The sequence below is a fragment of the Leisingera sp. JC11 genome, assembly GCF_040704725.1.
GTDB lineage: Bacteria > Pseudomonadota > Alphaproteobacteria > Rhodobacterales > Rhodobacteraceae > Leisingera.
This window is the reverse complement of the sequence record NZ_JBFCVS010000006.1, coordinates 63,421-82,516: the sequence shown is the minus strand read 5'-3', so window position 1 is coordinate 82,516 and position 19,096 is coordinate 63,421. Positions and strand designations below refer to the sequence as shown.

13 protein-coding genes are annotated in these 19,096 nt (G+C 66.0%); 5 read left to right on the top strand and 8 right to left on the bottom strand.

All coding sequences use genetic code 11. From position 1 onward, the window contains the following. Positions 1-9: 9 nt before the first annotated feature. Positions 10-810, top strand: a complete 801-nt coding sequence (locus AB1A62_RS08470) for a TIGR03084 family metal-binding protein (RefSeq protein WP_366661075.1) — start codon at positions 10-12, stop codon at positions 808-810. 62 nt (positions 811-872) lie between these two features. On the opposite strand, the gene AB1A62_RS08465 is transcribed toward AB1A62_RS08470, so the two are convergent. After that, positions 873-1,724 (bottom strand): 2-dehydro-3-deoxygalactonokinase, encoded by an 852-nt coding sequence (locus tag AB1A62_RS08465; protein WP_366661074.1) that lies wholly within the window; start codon positions 1,722-1,724, stop codon positions 873-875. Positions 1,725-2,538: 814 nt separating this feature from the next. Between AB1A62_RS08465 and AB1A62_RS08460 the strand changes: the two genes are divergently transcribed. From AB1A62_RS08460 to AB1A62_RS08450, 3 genes are all read left to right on the top strand, one after another. Then, a complete protein-coding gene (locus tag AB1A62_RS08460) occupies positions 2,539-3,207 on the top strand; it encodes a sugar transferase (protein WP_366661222.1) in 669 nt (222 codons plus the stop codon). 73 nt (positions 3,208-3,280) lie between these two features. Continuing rightward, positions 3,281-4,207 carry a CpsD/CapB family tyrosine-protein kinase gene (locus AB1A62_RS08455; RefSeq protein ID WP_366661073.1) on the top strand — a complete coding sequence of 309 codons (927 nt, stop codon included), beginning with the start codon at positions 3,281-3,283 and terminating at the stop codon, positions 4,205-4,207. A gap of 115 nt (positions 4,208-4,322) precedes the next feature. Next, positions 4,323-5,567, top strand: coding sequence for a DUF874 domain-containing protein (locus AB1A62_RS08450; protein ID WP_366661072.1), 1,245 nt, complete (start codon positions 4,323-4,325; stop codon positions 5,565-5,567). A 57-nt stretch (positions 5,568-5,624) separates the two neighbouring features. Here AB1A62_RS08450 and AB1A62_RS08445 read toward each other — a convergent pair whose 3' ends face one another. Beyond that, complete coding sequence (locus AB1A62_RS08445) at positions 5,625-6,995, bottom strand: oligosaccharide flippase family protein (RefSeq protein WP_366661071.1); 1,371 nt, start codon at positions 6,993-6,995, stop codon at positions 5,625-5,627. Positions 6,996-7,232: 237 nt separating this feature from the next. On the opposite strand from AB1A62_RS08445, the gene AB1A62_RS08440 reads away from it, so the two are divergent. After that, positions 7,233-8,441 (top strand): glycosyltransferase, encoded by a 1,209-nt coding sequence (locus AB1A62_RS08440; RefSeq protein WP_366661070.1) that lies wholly within the window; start codon positions 7,233-7,235, stop codon positions 8,439-8,441. 102 nt (positions 8,442-8,543) lie between these two features. Here AB1A62_RS08440 and AB1A62_RS08435 read toward each other — a convergent pair whose 3' ends face one another. Genes AB1A62_RS08435 through AB1A62_RS08410 form a run of 6 tightly spaced genes read right to left on the bottom strand, consistent with a single transcriptional unit; the run spans position 8,544 to position 19,092 of the window. After that, positions 8,544-9,380 carry a glycosyltransferase gene (locus AB1A62_RS08435; RefSeq protein WP_366661069.1) on the bottom strand — a complete coding sequence of 279 codons (837 nt, stop codon included), beginning with the start codon at positions 9,378-9,380 and terminating at the stop codon, positions 8,544-8,546. Then, on the bottom strand, positions 9,377-11,881 hold the full coding sequence (locus tag AB1A62_RS08430; RefSeq protein ID WP_366661068.1) for a hypothetical protein: 2,505 nt from the start codon (positions 11,879-11,881) through the stop codon (positions 9,377-9,379). The genes AB1A62_RS08435 and AB1A62_RS08430 overlap by 4 nt, the downstream gene beginning before the upstream one ends. Then, positions 11,878-12,759, bottom strand: coding sequence for a hypothetical protein (locus AB1A62_RS08425; protein ID WP_366661067.1), 882 nt, complete (start codon positions 12,757-12,759; stop codon positions 11,878-11,880). Before AB1A62_RS08425 ends, AB1A62_RS08430 begins: the two co-directional genes overlap by 4 nt. Before the next feature lie 53 nt (positions 12,760-12,812). Beyond that, positions 12,813-13,502, bottom strand: a complete 690-nt coding sequence (locus AB1A62_RS08420; RefSeq protein ID WP_366661066.1) for a 4'-phosphopantetheinyl transferase superfamily protein — start codon at positions 13,500-13,502, stop codon at positions 12,813-12,815. Further along, positions 13,499-18,079, bottom strand: coding sequence for a MupA/Atu3671 family FMN-dependent luciferase-like monooxygenase (locus tag AB1A62_RS08415; RefSeq protein WP_366661065.1), 4,581 nt, complete (start codon positions 18,077-18,079; stop codon positions 13,499-13,501). Before AB1A62_RS08415 ends, AB1A62_RS08420 begins: the two co-directional genes overlap by 4 nt. Further along, positions 18,076-19,092: a glycosyltransferase family 2 protein gene (locus AB1A62_RS08410; RefSeq protein ID WP_366661064.1), complete on the bottom strand. Its 1,017-nt coding sequence runs from the start codon at positions 19,090-19,092 to the stop codon at positions 18,076-18,078. Before AB1A62_RS08410 ends, AB1A62_RS08415 begins: the two co-directional genes overlap by 4 nt. Positions 19,093-19,096: the final 4 nt, after the last annotated feature.

The window sequence follows — 19,096 nt, the reverse complement described above, 5'->3', positions numbered from 1 at the left end:
GGGAGAGCCATGCAGCAGGCCGAAGATTTCCGCGCAGAGAGCCGCGCCCTGGCAGCCATCCTTGAGGACCTGCCAGAAGCGGAGTTCCACCGCGAAACCCAGTTCAAAGGCTGGACCATTGATCATGTGCTGGGGCATCTGCACCTGTTCAACGCCGCGGCAGAGGCGTCGCTGCGGGGCGAGGACGCCTTTGCCGCATTTATCGCGCCGGTCCTTCGGGACATGCGGGCCGGCCGTTCAATCCTCGAATGCCAGTTTCCCTGGCTGGACGGCCTCAGCGGCCGGGCGCTGTTTTCGGCCTGGCAGGAAGGGGCGGAGCGCTGCGCCGACGCTTTCGCCACCGCTGACCCCAAGGCACGATTGAAATGGATCGGGCCGGACATGAGCGCGCTCAGTTCCGTGACCGCACGGCAGATGGAGACCTGGGCGCACGGGCAGGAGGTGTTCGACCTTCTGGGGCAAGAGAGGCAGGAGCAGGACCGCATCCGCAACATCGCGCATCTGGGGGTGGCGACCTATGGCTGGAGCTTCCGCAACCGTGCGCTGGACGTGCCGGAGCCCGCGCCCTTTGTCCAGTTGACCGGGCCTTCGGGCGCGGTCTGGGAATGGAATGCCCCCCAGGACGCGGTTTATGTCAAAGGCTCTGCGGTGGAGTTTGCACAGGTCGTCACTCAGGCGCGCAGTATCCAGGATACCCGGCTGCAGGTCTCCGGTGCAGCCGCGGAAAACTGGATGCGCATTGCTCAGTGCTTTGCCGGACCGCCAGAGACGCCGCCGGGCAAGGGAACACGCTTCAGGGCGGGCCGCTGAAGTTTAGGCCCCGCGGGTTCTGGAAACCCCGAAAAAGCTGACGCCGTAGGCCGGCGCGGCGGTCAGGGGGCGGCCCAGGCCCTGCTCAGCCCTTCCAGCGTCATGCGCAGCGGATCTGCCAGCGTGACCGGCAGCCCTTGGGCCTCCAGCGCGGCGGCGTAGTGCGGCTGCAGCGGCGCCTCGGCAAGCAGCGCCACATTCTGGCCCAGCCAGTAGGGCCGGGCCGCGGCCAGTTCAGAGCCCAGCAACAGCCCCCAGAGCCTGCCGCGCACAGTGTCCGGCTGCAGCTGTCCCAGCGCGGCCTCGGCCTGCAGTGCCGCCAGCCGGGCCGCCAGCAGTTCCGGCTTGGCGATGCCATCCGCCGCCGCCTCGGCGAGCGCTTCCATGCTGCAGTCACCAGCGGCGGCCAGTGTCATAGGCTGCGCCACCGCTGCCGCCAGCTGCCCGGTCAGCGCGCTTTGGAAGCTGACCGCTTCCTTGGCGCTGACCTGCACCCAATGGGTGACTGCGGTGCCGGGCAGGCAAACCACCCCGTCCCAATCCGGGTTAAGCTGAAGAAAGCCGCGGAGCCTGGCCAGCCCCCCCTGAATCAGCCCGCCTGGCACAGATTGGCTGAGACCCGGCAGGGCATGGATGGTCAGACCTTCCAGCGGCGTTGCCGTCAAAGGCAACTCTGCGGGCACGGCTGGCACCCTCTGCGGCGGGACCAGGGAGCTGCCGCCCAGCACCACCGGCAACGCGTCGCCTGACAGCAAAAGCCGCAAACCTGCTGCCAGCGCAGCGGGGCCGCTGTCCGGAAGCTGCTGCACCTGCGCGGTTCCTGCGGTGCTGCCGGTCACGGTCCAGGCGGTCAGTGTGTTTCCGTCCAGATTTGCGGCCAGCCAGCTGGCGCCGCCGCCGGGAGGCTGCATCATGTTCTCACCCTCTCTGCCATCGCTTTCCTGTGGCTTATGGCGGTGTTTCCGGGTTCCGGCAAGTGCGCTGCCTGCTGGGCTGCGGCGTTGAGTTAAGCGGCAATTGCAGCACAGGCTAATCAGCCGCTCTGCCGCATTTCCGGGAATTGCCTAATGCACTGGCAATCAGCTATCAAAAGGCGAGTGCATTCTTCTGGCCCGGAACCATCAGGTTGAAGGAAAAGCGGGAAACCGCTCGATTGTTGGTGCCGGCCCGCGTGGCGTGGGCTAAGCCTCAGGAAGCAAGGGGCATTCCCGCAATCCTGCAGTGCAACAACAGTCCCGCCTGCACCGTAGCTTTGATTCCGTGACGCCTCCGTCTGCTTCGGAAACAATTCAATCAAAACCCTCTCATTGTTTCCCGGTTTCCCTTTTGCAAGGCATGGTTTTAGGGCTTTTTGCGGGGAATCGAAAATTTTGCGCGCAATTGTCTAAATATGTCTTAATTAGGGCAGAGTGCTGCAATGCACCGCCGCCAGGGGATTGGACGGCAGCAAAAAAATGGCGCGGGCGCGTGGGGGCGCGCCCCGTTTTGAACCTGAAAATCGGTAACGGCACTCCGCAGCCGATGGCTTGCGGACTGTCTGGATGAGATTTGCTTGACCGCTGCATTCAGCGGCGGTCCGGCCGGGCGACCGGCTGGAACGAGGGGTGTGGAATGAAAGACATGGTTCCCGGAGGGGCGGAGCTGTCTTTTGTGCGCGTTGACGCGGAAGGCGGGTGGTCGGAAGTGGCCGCTCCGTTTTTCAAAGCGCGGCACATGCAGGCGGCAAACATGAATGCCTCGCTGAGTGGCCCGTTACCGGCGCGGCAAGCCATAAACGGCTCTGGAGGCGGAGCATACGCAGGGGGCGGAAAACGCGGGCTGGATCTGCTGCTATTGCTGCTGAGCCTGCCGGTGGTTCTGCCGCTTATCGCGCTATGCGCCGCTGCGCTGTGGCTGGAGGGCGGGCGGCCCTTCTACACGCAGGCGCGGCTGGGTCGCGGCGGCCAGACGTTCCGCATTCTGAAGCTGCGCACCATGGTGCGGGATGCAGACCAGCTGCTGCAGCACTACCTGGACGCGGATCCGGCGCTGCGCCGGGAATGGGATGACACCCAAAAGCTCAAGAACGATCCGCGGATCACTCGCGTCGGGCGCTTACTGCGCGCTACCTCGCTGGATGAACTGCCGCAGCTTTGGAACGTGGCCAAGGGTGACATGAGCCTGGTCGGGCCTCGCCCGATGATGCCGGTACAGCTACCGCTTTACGGCGATGCGCGTGCCTATTTTGCCCTGCGGCCGGGTATTACCGGCGCTTGGCAGGTGTCGGTCCGCAATGAGGGCAGCTTTGCCAGCCGGGCGCAGGCAGACGCTGGATACTGGCGGGGACTTTCGCTGGGCCACGACCTGTCGCTGATCTGGCGGACCGTTGGCGTGGTGCTGAAGGGTACGGGATATTAAGGTCTGTGTGGTCTGCTGCCCGAGCCTTAAGGCACAGGCAGCGGACCAGCCGGCCATTGCAGGGAGCACGGTTGTGAAGCATTTTGCGGTACCAGGGGCCTTGACCGCCAGCCCGGTGCAGGACCCGCAGGCGACACGGAAGGAAGATGAGGACGGCATGACCGAGCAAGGCTTCAAGCGGTTCCGCCGCCGTCGCGCGCCCGCGGCTGCCATGCCTTCTGCCTCCGAGGCAGATCGGGAACGCCCCTTGGCTGCGTCAGCCTCACCCGCTTCTGCCCAGCTGCCCGCCACCTTGCCGGAGCCCTGGGACCGGATCCGCCAGGTTCCGTTCGACGGTGGCGCAAAGGAGCAGCGGCGCCTGCCCTTGGTCAGCTGCTTCCGCACCGCGCCTGCGGCCAAGTCCTTTGACCTGCTGCGCACCCGGTTGTTGCACACTCTGAAGGCCCGCGGCTGGAAACGGGTTGCAGTGGCGGCACCGTCGTCAGGCTGCGGTACCACCTTCTCAGCGGTCAATCTGGCACTCAGCCTGGCCCGGGTGCCGGGCAGCCGCACCGTGCTGATGGACATGAACTTCCGCCGCCCCGGGGTGGCGCAGGCCATGGGAATACCGATCCAGGCGGGCATGGGCGCGTTTCTTTCCGGCTCGGCTCCGATGGAGGACTGCCTGTTGCGCCCGCTGCCGTCGCTGGCGGTCGGGCTGAACAGCGCAGCGGACCAGGACGCCGCCGAAATCCTGCACAGCCGCAGCTGCGGTGCAGCCTTGGACGACTTGATGCTGCGCAGTGGTGCGGACACTGCTTTGTTCGACCTGCCGCCGGTGCTGGAGCATGACGATACCGCGGCCTTCCTGCCGCAGGTGGACGGGGTGCTGCTGATTTCCGACGGCACCGGCACAACAGCGGCGCAGCTGGCCGCCTGCGAGAAGATGCTGGCGGGCCATGCCCAGCTTCTCGGGGTGGTGCTGAACCGGGCGCGCAAGTCGGAAAGCCCGCTGCACTGACTGCGCGAATGTCATAGTTTCGCCCGGTTGCTATGGTGTAAAACCGGGCGGCGGCCCGTGCGGGGCCGGCGGCATTGGGACGGGCCGGGCACCCCGGCAGGATGAGAGCAGACAAATGGGGCCGATTTATTCTCTGGGCGACTTCCTTGATATGGTGCGGCGCAGGCTGTTCACCATTGCTTGCGTGTTTGTCCTTGGCTGCCTGGTGTCGCTGTGGTTCGCTGCCAGCCAGCAGCATGAATACGAAACCGCCGAGGTGCTGCAGATCACCCAGCCGCAGATTGCCGGCGAGCTGGCCAAATCCACCGTTGAAGGCTCCTCTGCCCGCCGCATGCAGCTGATCGAACAGCGCCTGATGGCCCGCAGTTCCCTGCTGGAAATCATCGAGAAGTTCGGCCTGTATGCCGATCAGGATGCGCTGACTGACCTGCAGAAGGTGGTGCAGTTGCGGACTGCCGTGCAGATCACCGGCGTTGCCGCTGCGCGCGAAGGCTTTACCGATGACGGCACCATCTCGGTGCTGACCATCACCGCGCGGATGCCCACGGCGGAGCAGGCGCAGCAGGTTGCCAGCGAATTCGGACGCCGCACCATCGAACTCAGCATCGCTACCCGCATTGACCAGGCCCGTGAAACGCTCAGTTTCTTCGCCCAGAAGGAGGCCGCCCTGGCGGATCAGGTCGCCGCGCTTGAGGATGAGATCGCTGCCTACCGCAATGCAAATGACGTGACCCTGCCGGGCACCATCGAATTCCGCAGGGCAGAGATCGCGGCGATGAACGAGGGCCTGCTGGAGATTGCCCGCGAGCGCATCGAGATCCGCCGTGCCGCCGATCAAGCCCAGGCGAAAGAGCGTGCTGCCACCGCCCGCCGCTTGCGGGAAGAGGCTGACCAGCAGCTTGCGACGCTCGACGCGCAAGAGGAGCTTCTGACCCGGCGCAAGGCCGGGCTTGAGGCCTCCTTGCAGACCACGCCCGAGGTTGAACGCCAGTTGGGCGCATATGAGCGCCGGCTGGCGCAGTTGCAGGGAGAACTGGCGCAGATGACCGCCCGCCGCAACGAGGCGGAGGTAGGGTTCCGTCTTGAAACCAGCCATCAGGCAGAGCGGCTGACGGTGCTCGAACCGGCGCCGCTGCCGGACTACCCGGTGACGGGCGCGCGCAAAACCAAGGCGCTGATGGGGGCTGCAGCCAGCCTTATTCTGGCGCTGCTGGCCGCCTTCCTGCAGGAACTGCGCCACCCGGTGCTGCGCACAGCCGCGCAAATGGAGCGCGAAACCGGTCTGGTGCCCGTGGTGTCGATCCCAATAATGGACACCCGGCAGCCGCGCCGCGGGCTGTTCAAACGCAGGGGCACGTAGTTCTAGACGTTGTCCCCCGGGACGGGCAGCGCCGGGAGCGCGTGGTGCAAATACTGATCAGAGCGCTCCCAAAGACGCTGTCATTACCGCGATATCTTTCCAATGCCAGCTCAGTGCCCCAGCGCCTGCCACAACGGTGAACAGCGCATACCCGATATCATGCAGCGGGTCCCAGACGTGATGCCTGCGCGCCAGCCGCACCAGCACCGGGTAGGCCGCCAGCATCGCCAGCCCCAGCGCTGCAATACCGCCCGCAAGCCCGAACCAGGCCACGCCTGCCAGGAACAAAACGGTCTGCAGGCAGGCGCGGGCGGCAGAAAAAACAAAGAACCCGCGGCTGTCGCCCGCCGCCAGCGCCGCCTGGTCATAGGTCATGGTGATCACCGCAGGCGCCAGCGCCAGCGCAATCAGCACCATCATCGGCCCGGCTTGCATGTACCGGTCATCATACAGCAACTGAACCAGCCAAGGCCCGGCCCAAGCCATCACCAAAAGCAACCCGAGGATGCCTCCGGTCAGCCCGCTGCGCAGCTGCCGCTGCCGCCGCAGGTTCTCCGGCGCCTGCCGGGCAGGTTTGTCGCGGTAGACCGGGATCATCAGCCGCTGGTTCACCGCATGGCCCAGCAGCATCGGAAAACTCGCCAGGAAATAGCCGATGTTGTAGATCCCCAGCACCTCCAGCGGCACGAACTTGCCCAGGATCGCCCGGTCCCCTTGCGAGGTCAGGAACCAGAAGGCTGTGGACAGGAAAATCCACTTGCCGAAATGAATGAGTTCCCGCGCCGCCGCCTTCTCCCAGCGGAAGTGGTTGGCGGCTCCGGGCAGGCCATAGTGGCACAGGGCCATCTTGGCCGCGGCCTGAATGACCCCGCCCAGAACGAGCGCGATCACTGATTGAGTCGCCAGCGCCAGCCCGACCATCGCGGCCAGTCCGATGGCCTGGCCTGCCAGATCCAGCGCCGTGACCCGCCCGGCCAGCAGTTGCCGGTGCGCGGTCTCGATCCGGGTCGGGTTGAAGCCGGCAATCGCCAGCCCGGCACCGGCAATGGGCAGGTAGATCAGCAGTTCCGGCGCGCCGTAGAACGCAGCCGCAGGCCAGGCCAGCAGCGCTGTCAGTGCCCACAATCCGAACCCGCGGATCACCTGGATGGTCCATGCGGTGTCCAGAAACGCCGGATCATCGCCACGCTTGTTCTGGGCAATCGACGGCCCGATGCCCACATCCGAGAACAGCGACAGCCCCACTGTCACCACCGTGACCAGCGCCATCAGGCCGAAGGCCTCGGGGAACAGGATGCGCGTGAGGATCAGGTTGGAGGCCAGCCGCAGCGCCTGGCTGCCGCCATATCCGATCATCAGCCAGGAGGCGGAACGCAGAACCCGCGCCACCATCCCCTGACCGGCAAAAAACGAAGCCACCCGCTGCATGTCGGCGCAATTCCCCAAAACCCCGGTGCCGCAGGCTAGGCGGGCGGGGCAGGGGCGTCAATCTTGCGGGCGCCTGCTACGAGCTGGAGCAGTGCAAACGCTGGAAATGCTGCGACAATCCCGGTGCCTGTGCCGCATTCTCCACGCCTGCGGGACAAGCGGCAAGGGGTGCTGGGCAAGCCGCCAATCCGTCGCTAACCTGCCGCGGATACATGCTTTTGCAGGGAAACCGCTGCGTTGAAGATTGCCTATATCCTGAACACCTATCCGCAGCCCTCGCACAGCTTCATCCGCCGCGAGCTGCAGGCGCTGGAGCGACAGGGCGTGGAAGTTCTGCGCCTGGCGATGCGCCCCTCCGGCGCGGCTCTGGCCGATCCCGGCGACCAGGCCGAGGCTGCGCGCACTGAATACGTGCTTCAGGCTGGCGCAGTCCGTCTTCTGGCCGCCTTGGCAATAGAGGTGCTGGCAGCCCCGCGCCGTTTCGCGCAGGCGCTGGCTCTGGCGGTGAAACTGGCGCAAGCCTCGGACAAGGGAGTAATGCGGCACCTGATCTACCTCGGCGAAGCGGCCCAAGTGAAACAGCGCTGCGCGGCGGAGGGCGTGCAGCACATGCACGCGCACTTCGGCACCAATTCCGCCGCTGTGGCAATGCTGGCGCATGTGCTGGGCGGCCCCGCCTACAGTTTCACTGTGCACGGGCCGGAGGAATTCGACGCCCCCCGCTCGCTGTCCCTGGAGGAGAAGATCAGCCGCGCGGACTTCACAGTGGCGGTCAGCAGTTTCGGCAAAAGCCAACTGAGCCGCTGGGCACCCTTTGGCAAGTGGGACAGCCTGAAGGTGGTGCATTGCGGCATTGAGCCGGAGCGCTTCGCAGATCCCGGGCCGTTGCCCCAAGGACCGCTGCGGCTGGCGGCCATCGGGCGGTTCGTCGAGCAGAAAGGCCAGATGGTTCTGGTCCGGGCCATGGCGCAGTTGGTGCAGCATATCCCGGACCTGCATCTGGCTCTGATCGGCGATGGAGAGATGCGCCCGGAACTGGAGAGGGCCATTGCAGAACAGGGGCTGCAGCGGAACATCACCCTCACCGGCTGGCTGGCAGAGGAGGGCGTGCGGGAGGAACTGGCCCGCGCCCATGCACTGGTGATGCCCTCCTTTGCCGAGGGCCTGCCGATGGTGGTTATGGAGGCAATGGCTGCTGCTCGCCCGGTAATCGCCACCTATATCGCCGGAACGCCGGAACTGGTGCTGACGGGGCAAACCGGCTGGCTGGTGCCAGCAGGGGATGAAACCGCACTGGCCGAGACGGTCCTGGAGTTGTCGCAAACTCCGCAGGAACAGCTTGCCGCCATGGGCCGTGCCGGCCGCGCCCGTGTGCTGGAGTGTCACGATAGCGCCAAGGAAGCGGCCCGGCTGGCAGCACATATCCGCGCCGCCCTCAGGGAATAACAAGGGGCTCCCGCCCGGCTCCGGGCCAAGCCCAAGGCAGCCAAGGGCGGTCTGACGTATTCAGGCATTCGGCGGGTGCGGGAGCGCTTCCAGCGGGGGCTTTCAGCGGCCGCGGGTCCAGCGGCTGCGGGAGGCAAACAGCGGTGACTTCACCGCCAGGGAAACAGCGGCGTAAGTCAGGAGACCAGCCGGATCGCGCAGCAGCAGGTTAACAGCCGTGCCGGCCCCGGCCCGCGGCGTGTCCTCGTTCTGCATCAGCTGCGGATATTTCTCCGCCACTTCCGCCACCCCGGCATTCTGCCGCCGCCGCACTTTCACCAGGTTGCGGAAGCCTTCGACCATCGGCCAGCTGTAGCCTGCCGGAACCTGCACCCGCTCCTGCGGGGCAAAGTTCAGCCGGGCAAAGATGTCATCGGCAATGATATCAGGCCAGTCGCCCCATCGCTGACGGCCCCTGCGGGTCATCGCAAAGATACCGAACCCCGGCACCCCGCTGGAAAAGAACGGCAGCCGCGTCCACAGCCGCGCATAGGCCTGGGTCACCGCGCTTTGGGCCAAGGCTACCTGCGGGCGGCCGCTGGCATAGCGTGGTGCATCAAGGGCCAGCGCCGCGGCGATTTGGGGAATCAGGCCGGATGAAACCAGCACATCGGCGTCCAGATAGATCAGGATATCCCCGCGCGCCGCCGCGTCGCCGGCATTCAGCGCGCCCAGCTTGCCGCCTTCCGGCAGCTCCAGAACCTGCACCTGCCAGCCTTGGGGCGGCACTGCTGCACGGGCCAGTGCCGCAGTGGAATCGGTGCAGCCATTGGCCAGCACCAGCACCTCCGCTGTCATGCCCGCGGGCAGGGAGGCGGAGGCAAAGACCGCCTCGAGGCAGTCTTCAATGTATTCAGCCTCATTGTGGGCCGGGATCAGCACGGACACCCGGGGGGTCATTTCACGGCCTCCAGCGCATTCCAACGGGGGTTCCGATCGCTCAGGGTGCGCAAGGCCCCCCAGCTGCCCCATTTTCCAGGTGCCCCGACATCGGCATAGGCGGTGAACAGGCTGCCGCCAAGCGCTTGCCAGCCCGCCAGCAGCTCCTGATACAGCGCGGCCATCTCGGGGCTGTAGTTGAAATGGGTGAAGAAGCCGGTCAGGGCCTCATCCTCGACCATCGGGCCGATGCCCACCACATGACTGCCGCCCTCATACATGATCAGCTCCAGCCCGTGTTTTTGCGCGACCCCGGCGTGATAGGGCAGCACCCGGCCCAAAAGATCGCTTAGCGTGTCAGCAGCGTCGCCCGAGATCAGCCCGTCGCGCAGTTCCGCCCCGGCCTGGGCGTTGGCCGCATCATACTGGTGCCGCACCAGAAATTCCGATGCCGCCGTGCTCCTCAGCCCTCTGTCTGCCGCCGCCGCTTGGGCGTGCTCCCGGCTGGCTGCAATCCAGGCACGGACCTGTCCGGCGCGCTCCTGCAATCCTAACATGCCGCCGAAATAGCCGGTTACTGCATAGGCATCGAAATAGGCGGCAGGCGCCTGCCGCCCGGCCTGCTCTGCCTTCCAAAGCGGCGCCGTCAGAACCTGTTCCTCCAGTCCCAGCCAGCCGGTCTGCGAGGAGATCACGCGCACCAGCCGGCTGCTGTTTTTGCCGAACACCTCGGTCCAGATTTGCACCACCTCCGCCGCACGGCCGCCGTAGAATTGCATCCAAAGGTTTTCGCCACCCCAGCGGGCCTGTGCTTGCGCATCGGCCCAGGCAGCCTGCTGGAATTGCCAGTTCCAGACCTCGTTGGAATACTCCACGTAAACGCGCAGGTCCTCCTCCAGCCCGTGCTCTGCCAGCCGGGCGAATTGCCGGACGTATGTGTCATCCGCCTTATGCGGCATGGTGAACCAGGGATCCGCACCCAGCCTGTTGGCCAGCGTCAGCATCACTTCCGCCGGAACACCCTTCAGCGCCCAGGTGTAGTCCGAGGGCAGCGGCCGGTCCTCCCATCCCGTTTGCTGCGAGTCATTGGTACCCATCCAGTCCATGAACCGCAGCGCGGCAAAGCCGTCCAGATGGTCCAGCCACAGCGGGTTGAACAGAGCGCCGCCGTCATAGGCGTCCAGATGCTCTACCTTCACGACGGAGATGTTGCGGACATAATCGCCACCGCGGCCCATGCGCTGGATGCGGATTTCCACCGGGCCGGGGCCGGGGGTGAAATCGAACCGCACCTCGCCCTTGCCGTAGCGGACATTTGTGGCCCGGCCAAGAACCTCGACAATGCCCTCCCCCTCAAACCGCAGCACATAGCGGCCCGCCAGCGACGATGCCTCCTCCGGCAAGTCGGTCAAAATCACCGTGCCGATCGAACTCAGCTCAGGCGGGATCGCGGTGGGCCAGCCCGCCGGGTCCAGATAGCCGGCCGCCAGCAGGTCGCCGTGATCTGCCCCTCCCCAGCGCCCAGGCAGAAGGCCGATCCAGGGGCGCGCGGTTTTGAAGTGGTCCAGAAACGGCGCCTGGGTGCTCCAGTCTGCAATTCCTGCCAGATTGATGGCGATGGGCTGGCGGGACGCCGGTTGGGCTGGCGCCAGCGCGCCCTCCAGCACTGCCGCGTTCAGTACGGGCGGGGGGGGATCCTGCGGCAGCGGTGCAGGTTCCGCAGGCAAGGCCGCTGTGCGCACACTGGCTCCCTGGGCTGCGGCCCAGGCGATTGCCTGCAGCCGCGCCGCCAGCTCAGCCGAGGGTGCAGAATAGGGCTTGTCCCAGCGGTCTGTCAGCCGGTGCGGCAGGCCTGCAGGGTCCTTACCAGTCAGCACCGCATACTGCAGCAGGGCCAGGAAGTAGAAGCCCGTGGCATTGGGATGGATATCATCGGCAAAGACATCACGGATGCTGGCCAGCTCCGGCATGGTGCCCGCCTGAATGGCATCATCCAGCCGCGCCATCGCCTGGCCTGCGGGCAGCAGTTTTATGTCACCGCCGGTGGTGGCATTGACTTCTTCCACCACCGTCTGCCAGCGCGGCAGGTCCTGTTCCAGCCGCACCCGCCAAGGAACTTCCGCACCATCGTCAAAGGGCACTTCGGCGCCGGTGCCACTGTCCAGGCTGTGCCAGGTTTCCTGCAGATAGAACTGCACCTCCGGATTGGTGGTGCGCGCCAGTTCATAAAATTGCGTAACCGCCTGTTCGGTTCCGCTCCATTTCAGGTGGTTGGCCAGCGGGATGGCTTCTGTCAGGATCACCGCATCAGCGGGCCGGGTCAGTCTTTCACGTGAATCAACGCCTTCGGCGTTGCCACTGTGCTGCCAGTTGTAGCTGAGCGGTGCACCATTGATGATCTGCGCCTCGACTGCGGCCTCCCCGCGCGCGTCCAGCAGCTGCTCCAGCATTTGCGGATTGTCCGGACCGAACAGTGAATGGCCGATCATCACGACCGAGGTGATCAGCGCCTCCAGCTTCATGCCGGCGCTCCCGCCACGGCCAGACCGGTCCGGGGCAGGCTGCGCACCGCCTGCCAGACGATCTGCTGCACTTTGGCCGCCGCCTCCGGGCTGAACGCCTGCGCCGGTGTGCCGTCCGCGCGGGTCAGCTGGTGCGGCAGGCCTTCCGGCGAGCGCAGATACAGCACCGCGTAATGGGTCAGGGCAATGGCATAGGCCCCAAGGTCGTTAATGTGGATGGTGTCGAGATCGCCTTCAGGCGTACGGGCGAACAGCGATTCACGTGAAGCCAGTCCTGGGATCCCCCCGGCTTCTGCCGCGCGGGCCATCGCAGCCAGCACCTGCCCGCCGGGGATCAGATAAACCGGCTGCTGCGGGTTGCGGCGGCTGTCGGTGCCCAGCAGCTTGCGTGTCCACAGTGTCTCCAGATCGCCGTCAATCCGCTCCAGCCAGCCATCGGGGTCGTCCAGCCGGTGCCACGTTTCATACAGGTAAAGGCGAGGCCGCGGAGAGGCGCCGCGCGCCAGATCCGCCCATTTCGCCAGATACTTGGCCGCATCGAAGTACTTGATCGCATCGCGCAGCTCCACCATTTCGGTCAGCACCACCGCGCCGTATTCGCCCGAGCCGATGGCTTCCCTCGCATCCCGGTAGGCAGGCGTGCGGTTGGCCGTTTCGAAATCGAGGATATCCTCTCCCGGCTCCCAATGCGCCCTCAGCGGCGTGCCGGACCCCAGCTGGCTGTTGAAGTCATGCCCCTCCGGCGCCAGCTGCGCCAGCATATGCGGGATGTCCGGCCCGACCAGCGAATGGCCTAGGTGGAAAACCTTCAGCGGCCCGTCCGGCGGGCTCAGCGGCGGCGGCACAGGAACAGACCGGCTGCGGGTCGCAAATGCCATCAGACCCAGCGTTGCGGCGGCAGCGCCTAGGGCCAGAAACCCGCGCCGCCCCATCATCCGCACCCCCGGATTTCCGCCGTGGTGATGATGAGGCCCGCGCCAACGGTAAACCGCCCGCCAACCGCCTCACCGCGCGAAAACGGCGGCCGGTCGGCGGTGAAAAACGCCTGATAAGCTCCCGTCGCCAGATCAAACTCCAGCTCCATCCCGTCAAACCCGTAAAACGCCCGGCTCAGCGTGTACTGGGCCTTGTAGGCCGCTTCCTTGGCAGAAAAGACCACCTTAGCCATCTGCCCGGGATTGTCCTGCCGTTTCAGCCAAGCCTGCTCCCGGTCGGAACAGATCGCCGGCAGCAGTTCGTCCTTCAGCGGCGTGTCTTCCTCGACATCGATGCCCAAGGCCTGCACCTCGCCTGCTCGCGCCAGAACCGCCATCGCGCAGCTCTTGGTATGGGTGATCGAGCCGACCAGTCCCGCGGGCCAGACTGGCGCCCGGTCGATGCCGACCTGCACCGGGGCAGGGGGCACACCGAGCTGCCGCATCGCCTGATGCACGGCGTCGCGGCCCGCAGCAAACTCGTTGCGGCGTTTTTCCACCGCGTTGGGCGACAGCCCAGCGGCTTCCTCCGCCAGCGGCGCAGGCGGCGCGCCCAACGGATCTGCCCCGGCCAGCGCCACATCGGCGGCAAAAAGCGGCCGGACCAGGGTCAGCCGCTCTGCCAGTTTGCTGTTGGTGTCCGTCATCCGGTCCTTGCCCTGCGGTTTGCCCGCATCGCCCGGCGTTTCGACATCATGTCGCTGCGGTCCGGGGGTGCGGTATCCTGAGGCTTTTCTTCCGTATTTGCCGGGGTGCCTGCAAGCCCCTCGATGTGCACGGCCAGCCCCGCCAGCGTCGGGAAGCGGAAGATGTCGGTGATTGACAGGGTGGATGTGCCCAGTTCTTCGCGCAGTTCCCGGTGCGCCTGCACCGCCAGCAGCGAATGGCCGCCCAAGGCAAAGAAGTTGTCTTGCGCGCCGATGCCGCTGACGCCCAGGATACGGCTCCAGACTGTGGCGATCCTGGCCTGCGCGCCTGCTTCCAGCGCCACCGCCGCGGCGGTCTCAACCCGCGCGGGCTGCGGATCGGGCAGCGCTTTGCGGTCGATTTTCTTGTTCGGCGTCAGCGGGAAAGCCTCCAGCGTGATGATGCGCGAGGGCACCATCACCTCTGCGAGACGGGCTGCCAGCGCCTGTTTCAGCGCGTCCTCCTGCACCGGCCCAGAGGCGGTGATGTATCCAAACAGCTGCTCGCTGCCGGCCGCGCCGCGCGGCACCACAACCGCCCCGGTAACACCCGGCTGCGCCGCCAGTGCGGCCTCGATTTCGCCCAGTTCAATCCGCTGGCCGCGTATCTTCACCTGATGGTCGGTGCGGCCCAGGAACATCAGCGTGCCACCCGCCGTCCAGCGCACCAGATCACCGGTGCGGTAAAGACGACCCGCAGCGAACGGAGCGTTGACGAACCGTTCAGAGGTCAGTTCCTCCCGCTGCCAATACCCCTCGGTGACACCCGCGCCGCCGATGTACAGCTCGCCCGGTGCCCCGGCTGGAACAGGTATTTGTCTTTCGTCCAGCACGTAAACCTGCGTATTGGCAATCGGCGTCCCGATCCCCGATGTCCCGGCGGCGGCGGCGGCGGCGGCGGCGGCGGAAACTTTCTCCACCGTCGACCAGATCGTCGTCTCGGTCGGGCCGTACATGTTGTGGATTTCTGCCTGCGTCGCTTCCTGCAAAGCCTGCACCAGATCGCCGGGCAGCGCCTCGCCGCCCACCAGCAGGTGCTGCAGCTGGCCCAGGCAGGCGCTGGCGTCTGCATCCGCGGCAATCATCCGCGCCATCGAGGGCGTGCATTGGATGTGGCTGACCCCATGCCGCACGATCTGCGCCGCGAGCGAGAAGTCATCTGCCGCCAGCTCCTGCGGTGCGTTCGACAGGCGCAGCACCTCGGCCAAAGGTTTCAGCCCTTCCAGCACCACCTCCGGCGCGATGCCGTAGTCGATCAGGCAGGCGATCTCATCCACGCCGATGCGCTTCAGCTGCTCCACCCGCTGGCAGGCATCCTGGATGGTGCCGAACAGCCCCGAGTCCTCGAAGTAGCGCTCGAAGGCGAAGTCGAGGATTGCCTCCAGTTCCTCCTCCGACAGCCTCCCCAGGTCCATCTCGAACGGGTTCTTCACCCCTTCGGGTTTCTTGAAGGCGGGGAAGGCCCAGGCGTATTGCTTGATCAGCCCGGCAGCGGAGCGCAGGTAGTCCTTCATCGGCTCCCGCGCCACCCGGCGGGCTTCGCCGCGGGTGCCAGCCAGATAGGTGTGCAACATCAGCGTGACCTTGAAATCCGCGGGGTCATGGCCGGCGTCGCGCAGAGCGTCGTGGTAGATGCGGATCTTGCCCGCGACCTCATCAATGCTCTGGCCCAGCAGGTGTGTCAGAACATTTGCCCCAATCGCCCCGGCCTCGCGCCAGGTTTCCGGGTTGCCCGCGGTGGTGACCCAGACCGGCAGCTCTTTGGAGACCGGACGCGGCTGGGTGACGACGGCGTGCTCGCCGCCATCCTTGCGGGGGAAGGCGACTTCCTCGCCGCGCCACAGCTTGCGCACGGTTTCGATGGTCTCGAACGTCGCAGGCTTGTTCGCAGGCGGCGTGTTCTCGGGCCGCAGGATAAAGTCATCCGGCTGCCAGCCGGAGGCAAAGCCGATGCCTGCGCGCCCCGCGGTCAGGTTGTCGATAACCGCCCATTCCTCGGCAATCCGCGCCGGGTGATGCAAGGGCGCCACGCAGGAGCCGGAGCGCACGCCGATGTTCTGCGTCACCGCGGCAACGGCGGCTCCGGTGACTGACGGGTTCGGGTAGGGGCCGCCGAAGGCGTGGAAATGGCGTTCCGGTGTCCAGACCGCATTGAAGCCATGGCTATCAGCGAACTTGGCGCCCTCCAGCAGCAGATTGTATTTCTGCGGCCCCGGCCCGTCGTCATTGCCCCAATAGAACAGGTTGAAATCCATCTTCCGGCCGCTGAGCGCGACCGGCCCCTTGGACAGCTCCAGCCGGCTTTCATCGCTCGACAGCACGAGTTTGAACCCGCGCGACAGAGTCCAGAACAGCTCCAGCACCGAGATGTCAAAGCTGAGGCTGGTGACCGCCAGCCAGGCGTCGCCGGGCTGATGCGGGATGCGGGCGTCCATGCCGGCAAAGAAGTTCGCGACATTGGCGTGGGTGACCATCACCCCCTTGGGCAGGCCGGTGGAGCCGGAAGTGTAGATCAGATAGGCCAGATCGCTGCCGGTGGCGCCGCCGGAGATGTCTTCCTCAGTTGTCCTCGCAGGGACTGTTTCAATGTCCAGCACCTGCGCGTCTGAGACAGGCAGGCTGCTGGCCAGCGCGGATTGGGTCACGATCACCTGCGCCCGGCTGTCGCTGATGTAATGCGCGATGCGGTCGGCCGGGTAGACGGGATCCAGCGGCACATAGGCGCCGCCGGCCTTCATCACTCCCAATGCCGCAAACACAAGCTCCGGTGCGCGGCGGATGTGGATGCCAACATGGCTTCCCGGTTTTACGTTCATTTCACGCAGGCGGCTGGCTACTGAATTGGCGCGGGCGTTGACTTCAGCGTAGGTGAAGCTCTGGTCCTCAAACACCAGCGCGGTGGCCTCCGGGGTCCGGGCGGCCTGCGCCTCAAAAGCCGCGTGGATGGTCAGGTCTGCGGGATAGTCCGATGCGGTCTGGTTCCAGTCCTCCAGCAGCAGCTTGCGCTCGGCCTCGGGCAGGATTGGCAGCTCTGCCACGTTGCGGCTGCTGTCCTCTGCAATGGCGTTCAGAACCAGTTCCAAGCGTGCGGCCAGCAGGTCTGCGGTTTCGTCTGTCAGGGCGGCTGCATCGCAGTGCAGCGCCATGGCGCCATCGGTCAGGGAGACTGTGGCAGCGCAGCCCTCAACCGCCGCATCGCACCCCAGCATAAGACCGAAACCGGGCATAGCCTGCGCCGAAATCTCCGGCGCGCGGGCCACAATGTCTTCGGCAAAGCCGCCGGTTTTGCGTGCCTTGGCAATCTCTTGCGCGCTGCGTTCAACGAGGTCTGCAACGCGGTCCTGCCGACGCGCCTGCAACGGCACCCAGGCGGAGACCAGGCCGGGCAGGCCCTCCATCCCCTCCACCGCCAGCGCCACATCGCCGGCCTCCGTGCCGCTGCTGAGCAGGGCAAAGGCAAGGGCGGCTGCGGCGGCCTGCTCTTGGTTGAGACCGCCGGGCAGGGTGATGTCCCGGCGGCTAAAGCCGCTGCTGCCGGTATCCGAGGCCAGCGGCACCTGCACCGGCTGCATCGCCGCAAGCCGCTGGCGCCAGTGGCTTTCACCGCCCTGGACCGCAGCGAAGCGGGCGGTGAGTGCCTTGGCCTCTGCTGCGGTCGGGGAGGGAACCTTGTCTCCCGGTTTGACCAGCTTGGACATGTCCAACGGCTGGCCTGCAGGAGTGGTCAGACCAGAGAGGGTCAGGGCACCGCTGCCGGTTGCAATTTTTACGCTGGTCTTACTGCTCTCGATCACGGTGCCCGGTGCGCCGCGGCCCTCCGCAACTTCTGCAGCACCGGCCAGCACAACCGCTTCGCCGATGCGCAGCTTGGCAGCGCACAGCGGGTTCCAGTAACCGCCGGTATCAAGCGCCCGCACCAGCCGGGCCAGCTCCTCTGCCGGACGGGCGAAGTCGAGCATTCCGCCCGCCTCCGGGCGGTCGGATTTCCTGAACAGGCGGCGCTGGCTCAGGTCCTGCTTTTGCCGGTTCAGTTCCCCGGTTTCCAGTTGGGTGATGACCTCGCCAAAGCTGTCCATCGCCGCGGCGTAGCATTTGGAGTTGAGACTGAAGGCGGTCTCATCCGCCGCCACATCGAACATCCGCTGGGCCAGGATATCGCCCTCGTCGACGCCGCCTTCGATCAGGTGCCAGGTGATACCGTGCTGCGCCTCGCCGTTGATCAGCGCCCAGTTCGGGGTGTTGAGACCCGCGTAGGCCGGCAGCGGCCCGTCGTGGAAGTTGACCGCACCCTTGGTGGCCTGCGCCAGCACCGCATCCGGGATCACGGTCAGGTTGGCAATCGACAGAAGCCAGTCGAACCCGCCGGTCAGGTCTGCGGGTTTATCCAGCAATTCCAGCCCCTTGTCCGCAGCCCAAGCGCGGATGTCCGCGTCTTGGGACACCACCGCCCGGATCTGGTGGCCGCGGGCCAGCAGCGCATCGGCGCAGCCGATCAGAAGGGATTCATTGCCAATCAGGGCACAGGTGAATGCGGTCATTTCTGCTCCTTTGCAAGCGGAGAAGGGAGGCGCGTTTCCGAAGATGTTGTGCGGCGCGGCGCGATCAGCGCGCGCAGGCTGTGCAGACAGAGATCGCGCAGGAAATGCGGCGGATCAGCCTGCGGCTTGTTCTGAATCAGTCGGCGCAGGCCATAGATCAGGCTGCCGCCGATGCGGGCCAGCGTGGCAGCTGCGGCATAGGCGCGGCCGTGGTTCTTCACGAAATAATGCAGACGCGAGTCGAACCAGTACCCGGGTGTGCGCTGCCAGCCCTTCATGCCGGTGGAGGCGGAGCCGATATGCGCCACTTCGCTGGCGGGCACGTAATGGGTGCGCCACCCGGCGCGGGCGGCGCGGCGGCAGAGGTCGGTTTCCTCGAAATAGAGAAAGAAGGTCTCGTCAAACCCGCCAACGGCCTCGACCGCTTCGCGGCGGATCATCAGGCTGGCACCGGCAGTCCAGTCGACCTGCACCTCCGCCCGCGGCATCTCCATGGCGACGACCCAGGGTTTCAGCAGCCGGGTGAAGATCCCGGTGCGCACGCTGGCCTCGAACTCGCCTGCGACAGAAGGGAAGCGGAAGGCGGTGCGGTGCGGCGCCCCGTCTGTGCCGCGCACATAGGAACCCGCCAGCCCGGCACCGGGATGTTCCAGCAGGAAGTCGCGCAGGGTGCGGATGGTGCTGCCCTGCACAAAGGCGTCGGAGTTCAGGAGATAGTAGAACTCCGGCGCGCTGCCGTCTGCCAGACCGGTGCTGAGGCCGATGTTCATGCCGGCGCCAAAGCCGCCGTTTACCGGCGAGGCGATCACCCGCACCCGGCTGCTGTCCAGCCAGCCGCGGGCCTGGGCCGCGGCATGGATCTGGTCAAAGGAGCCGTCGCCGGAGCCGTTGTCGATGATCAGCAGCTCGCCCGGCAGGTCCTCCAGCTCGCGCAGGGCGGCTTCGGCGGACTGCAGGGTCATCTCCGGGGTGCGGAAATTCAACAGGATGATGAGGATGCGCTGCTGGGCCATGCCG

Bases quoted from the DNA above. Each gene is read 5' to 3' on its own strand.
- AB1A62_RS08470 (WP_366661075.1), top strand. From the start codon at position 10: ATGCAGCAGGCCGAAGATTTCCGCGCAGAGAGCCGCGCCCTGGCAGCC.
- AB1A62_RS08465 (WP_366661074.1), bottom strand. From the start codon at position 1,724: ATGATGCAGCCTCCCGGCGGCGGCGCCAGCTGGCTGGCCGCAAATCTG.
- AB1A62_RS08460 (WP_366661222.1), top strand. From the start codon at position 2,539: ATGAATGCCTCGCTGAGTGGCCCGTTACCGGCGCGGCAAGCCATAAAC.
- AB1A62_RS08450 (WP_366661072.1), top strand. From the start codon at position 4,323: ATGGGGCCGATTTATTCTCTGGGCGACTTCCTTGATATGGTGCGGCGC.
- AB1A62_RS08445 (WP_366661071.1), bottom strand. From the start codon at position 6,995: ATGCAGCGGGTGGCTTCGTTTTTTGCCGGTCAGGGGATGGTGGCGCGG.
- AB1A62_RS08435 (WP_366661069.1), bottom strand. From the start codon at position 9,380: ATGACCCCCCGGGTGTCCGTGCTGATCCCGGCCCACAATGAGGCTGAA.
- AB1A62_RS08430 (WP_366661068.1), bottom strand. From the start codon at position 11,881: ATGAAGCTGGAGGCGCTGATCACCTCGGTCGTGATGATCGGCCATTCA.
- AB1A62_RS08425 (WP_366661067.1), bottom strand. From the start codon at position 12,759: ATGGCATTTGCGACCCGCAGCCGGTCTGTTCCTGTGCCGCCGCCGCTG.
- AB1A62_RS08420 (WP_366661066.1), bottom strand. From the start codon at position 13,502: ATGACGGACACCAACAGCAAACTGGCAGAGCGGCTGACCCTGGTCCGG.
- AB1A62_RS08415 (WP_366661065.1), bottom strand. From the start codon at position 18,079: ATGACCGCATTCACCTGTGCCCTGATTGGCAATGAATCCCTTCTGATC.
- AB1A62_RS08410 (WP_366661064.1), bottom strand. From the start codon at position 19,092: ATGGCCCAGCAGCGCATCCTCATCATCCTGTTGAATTTCCGCACCCCG.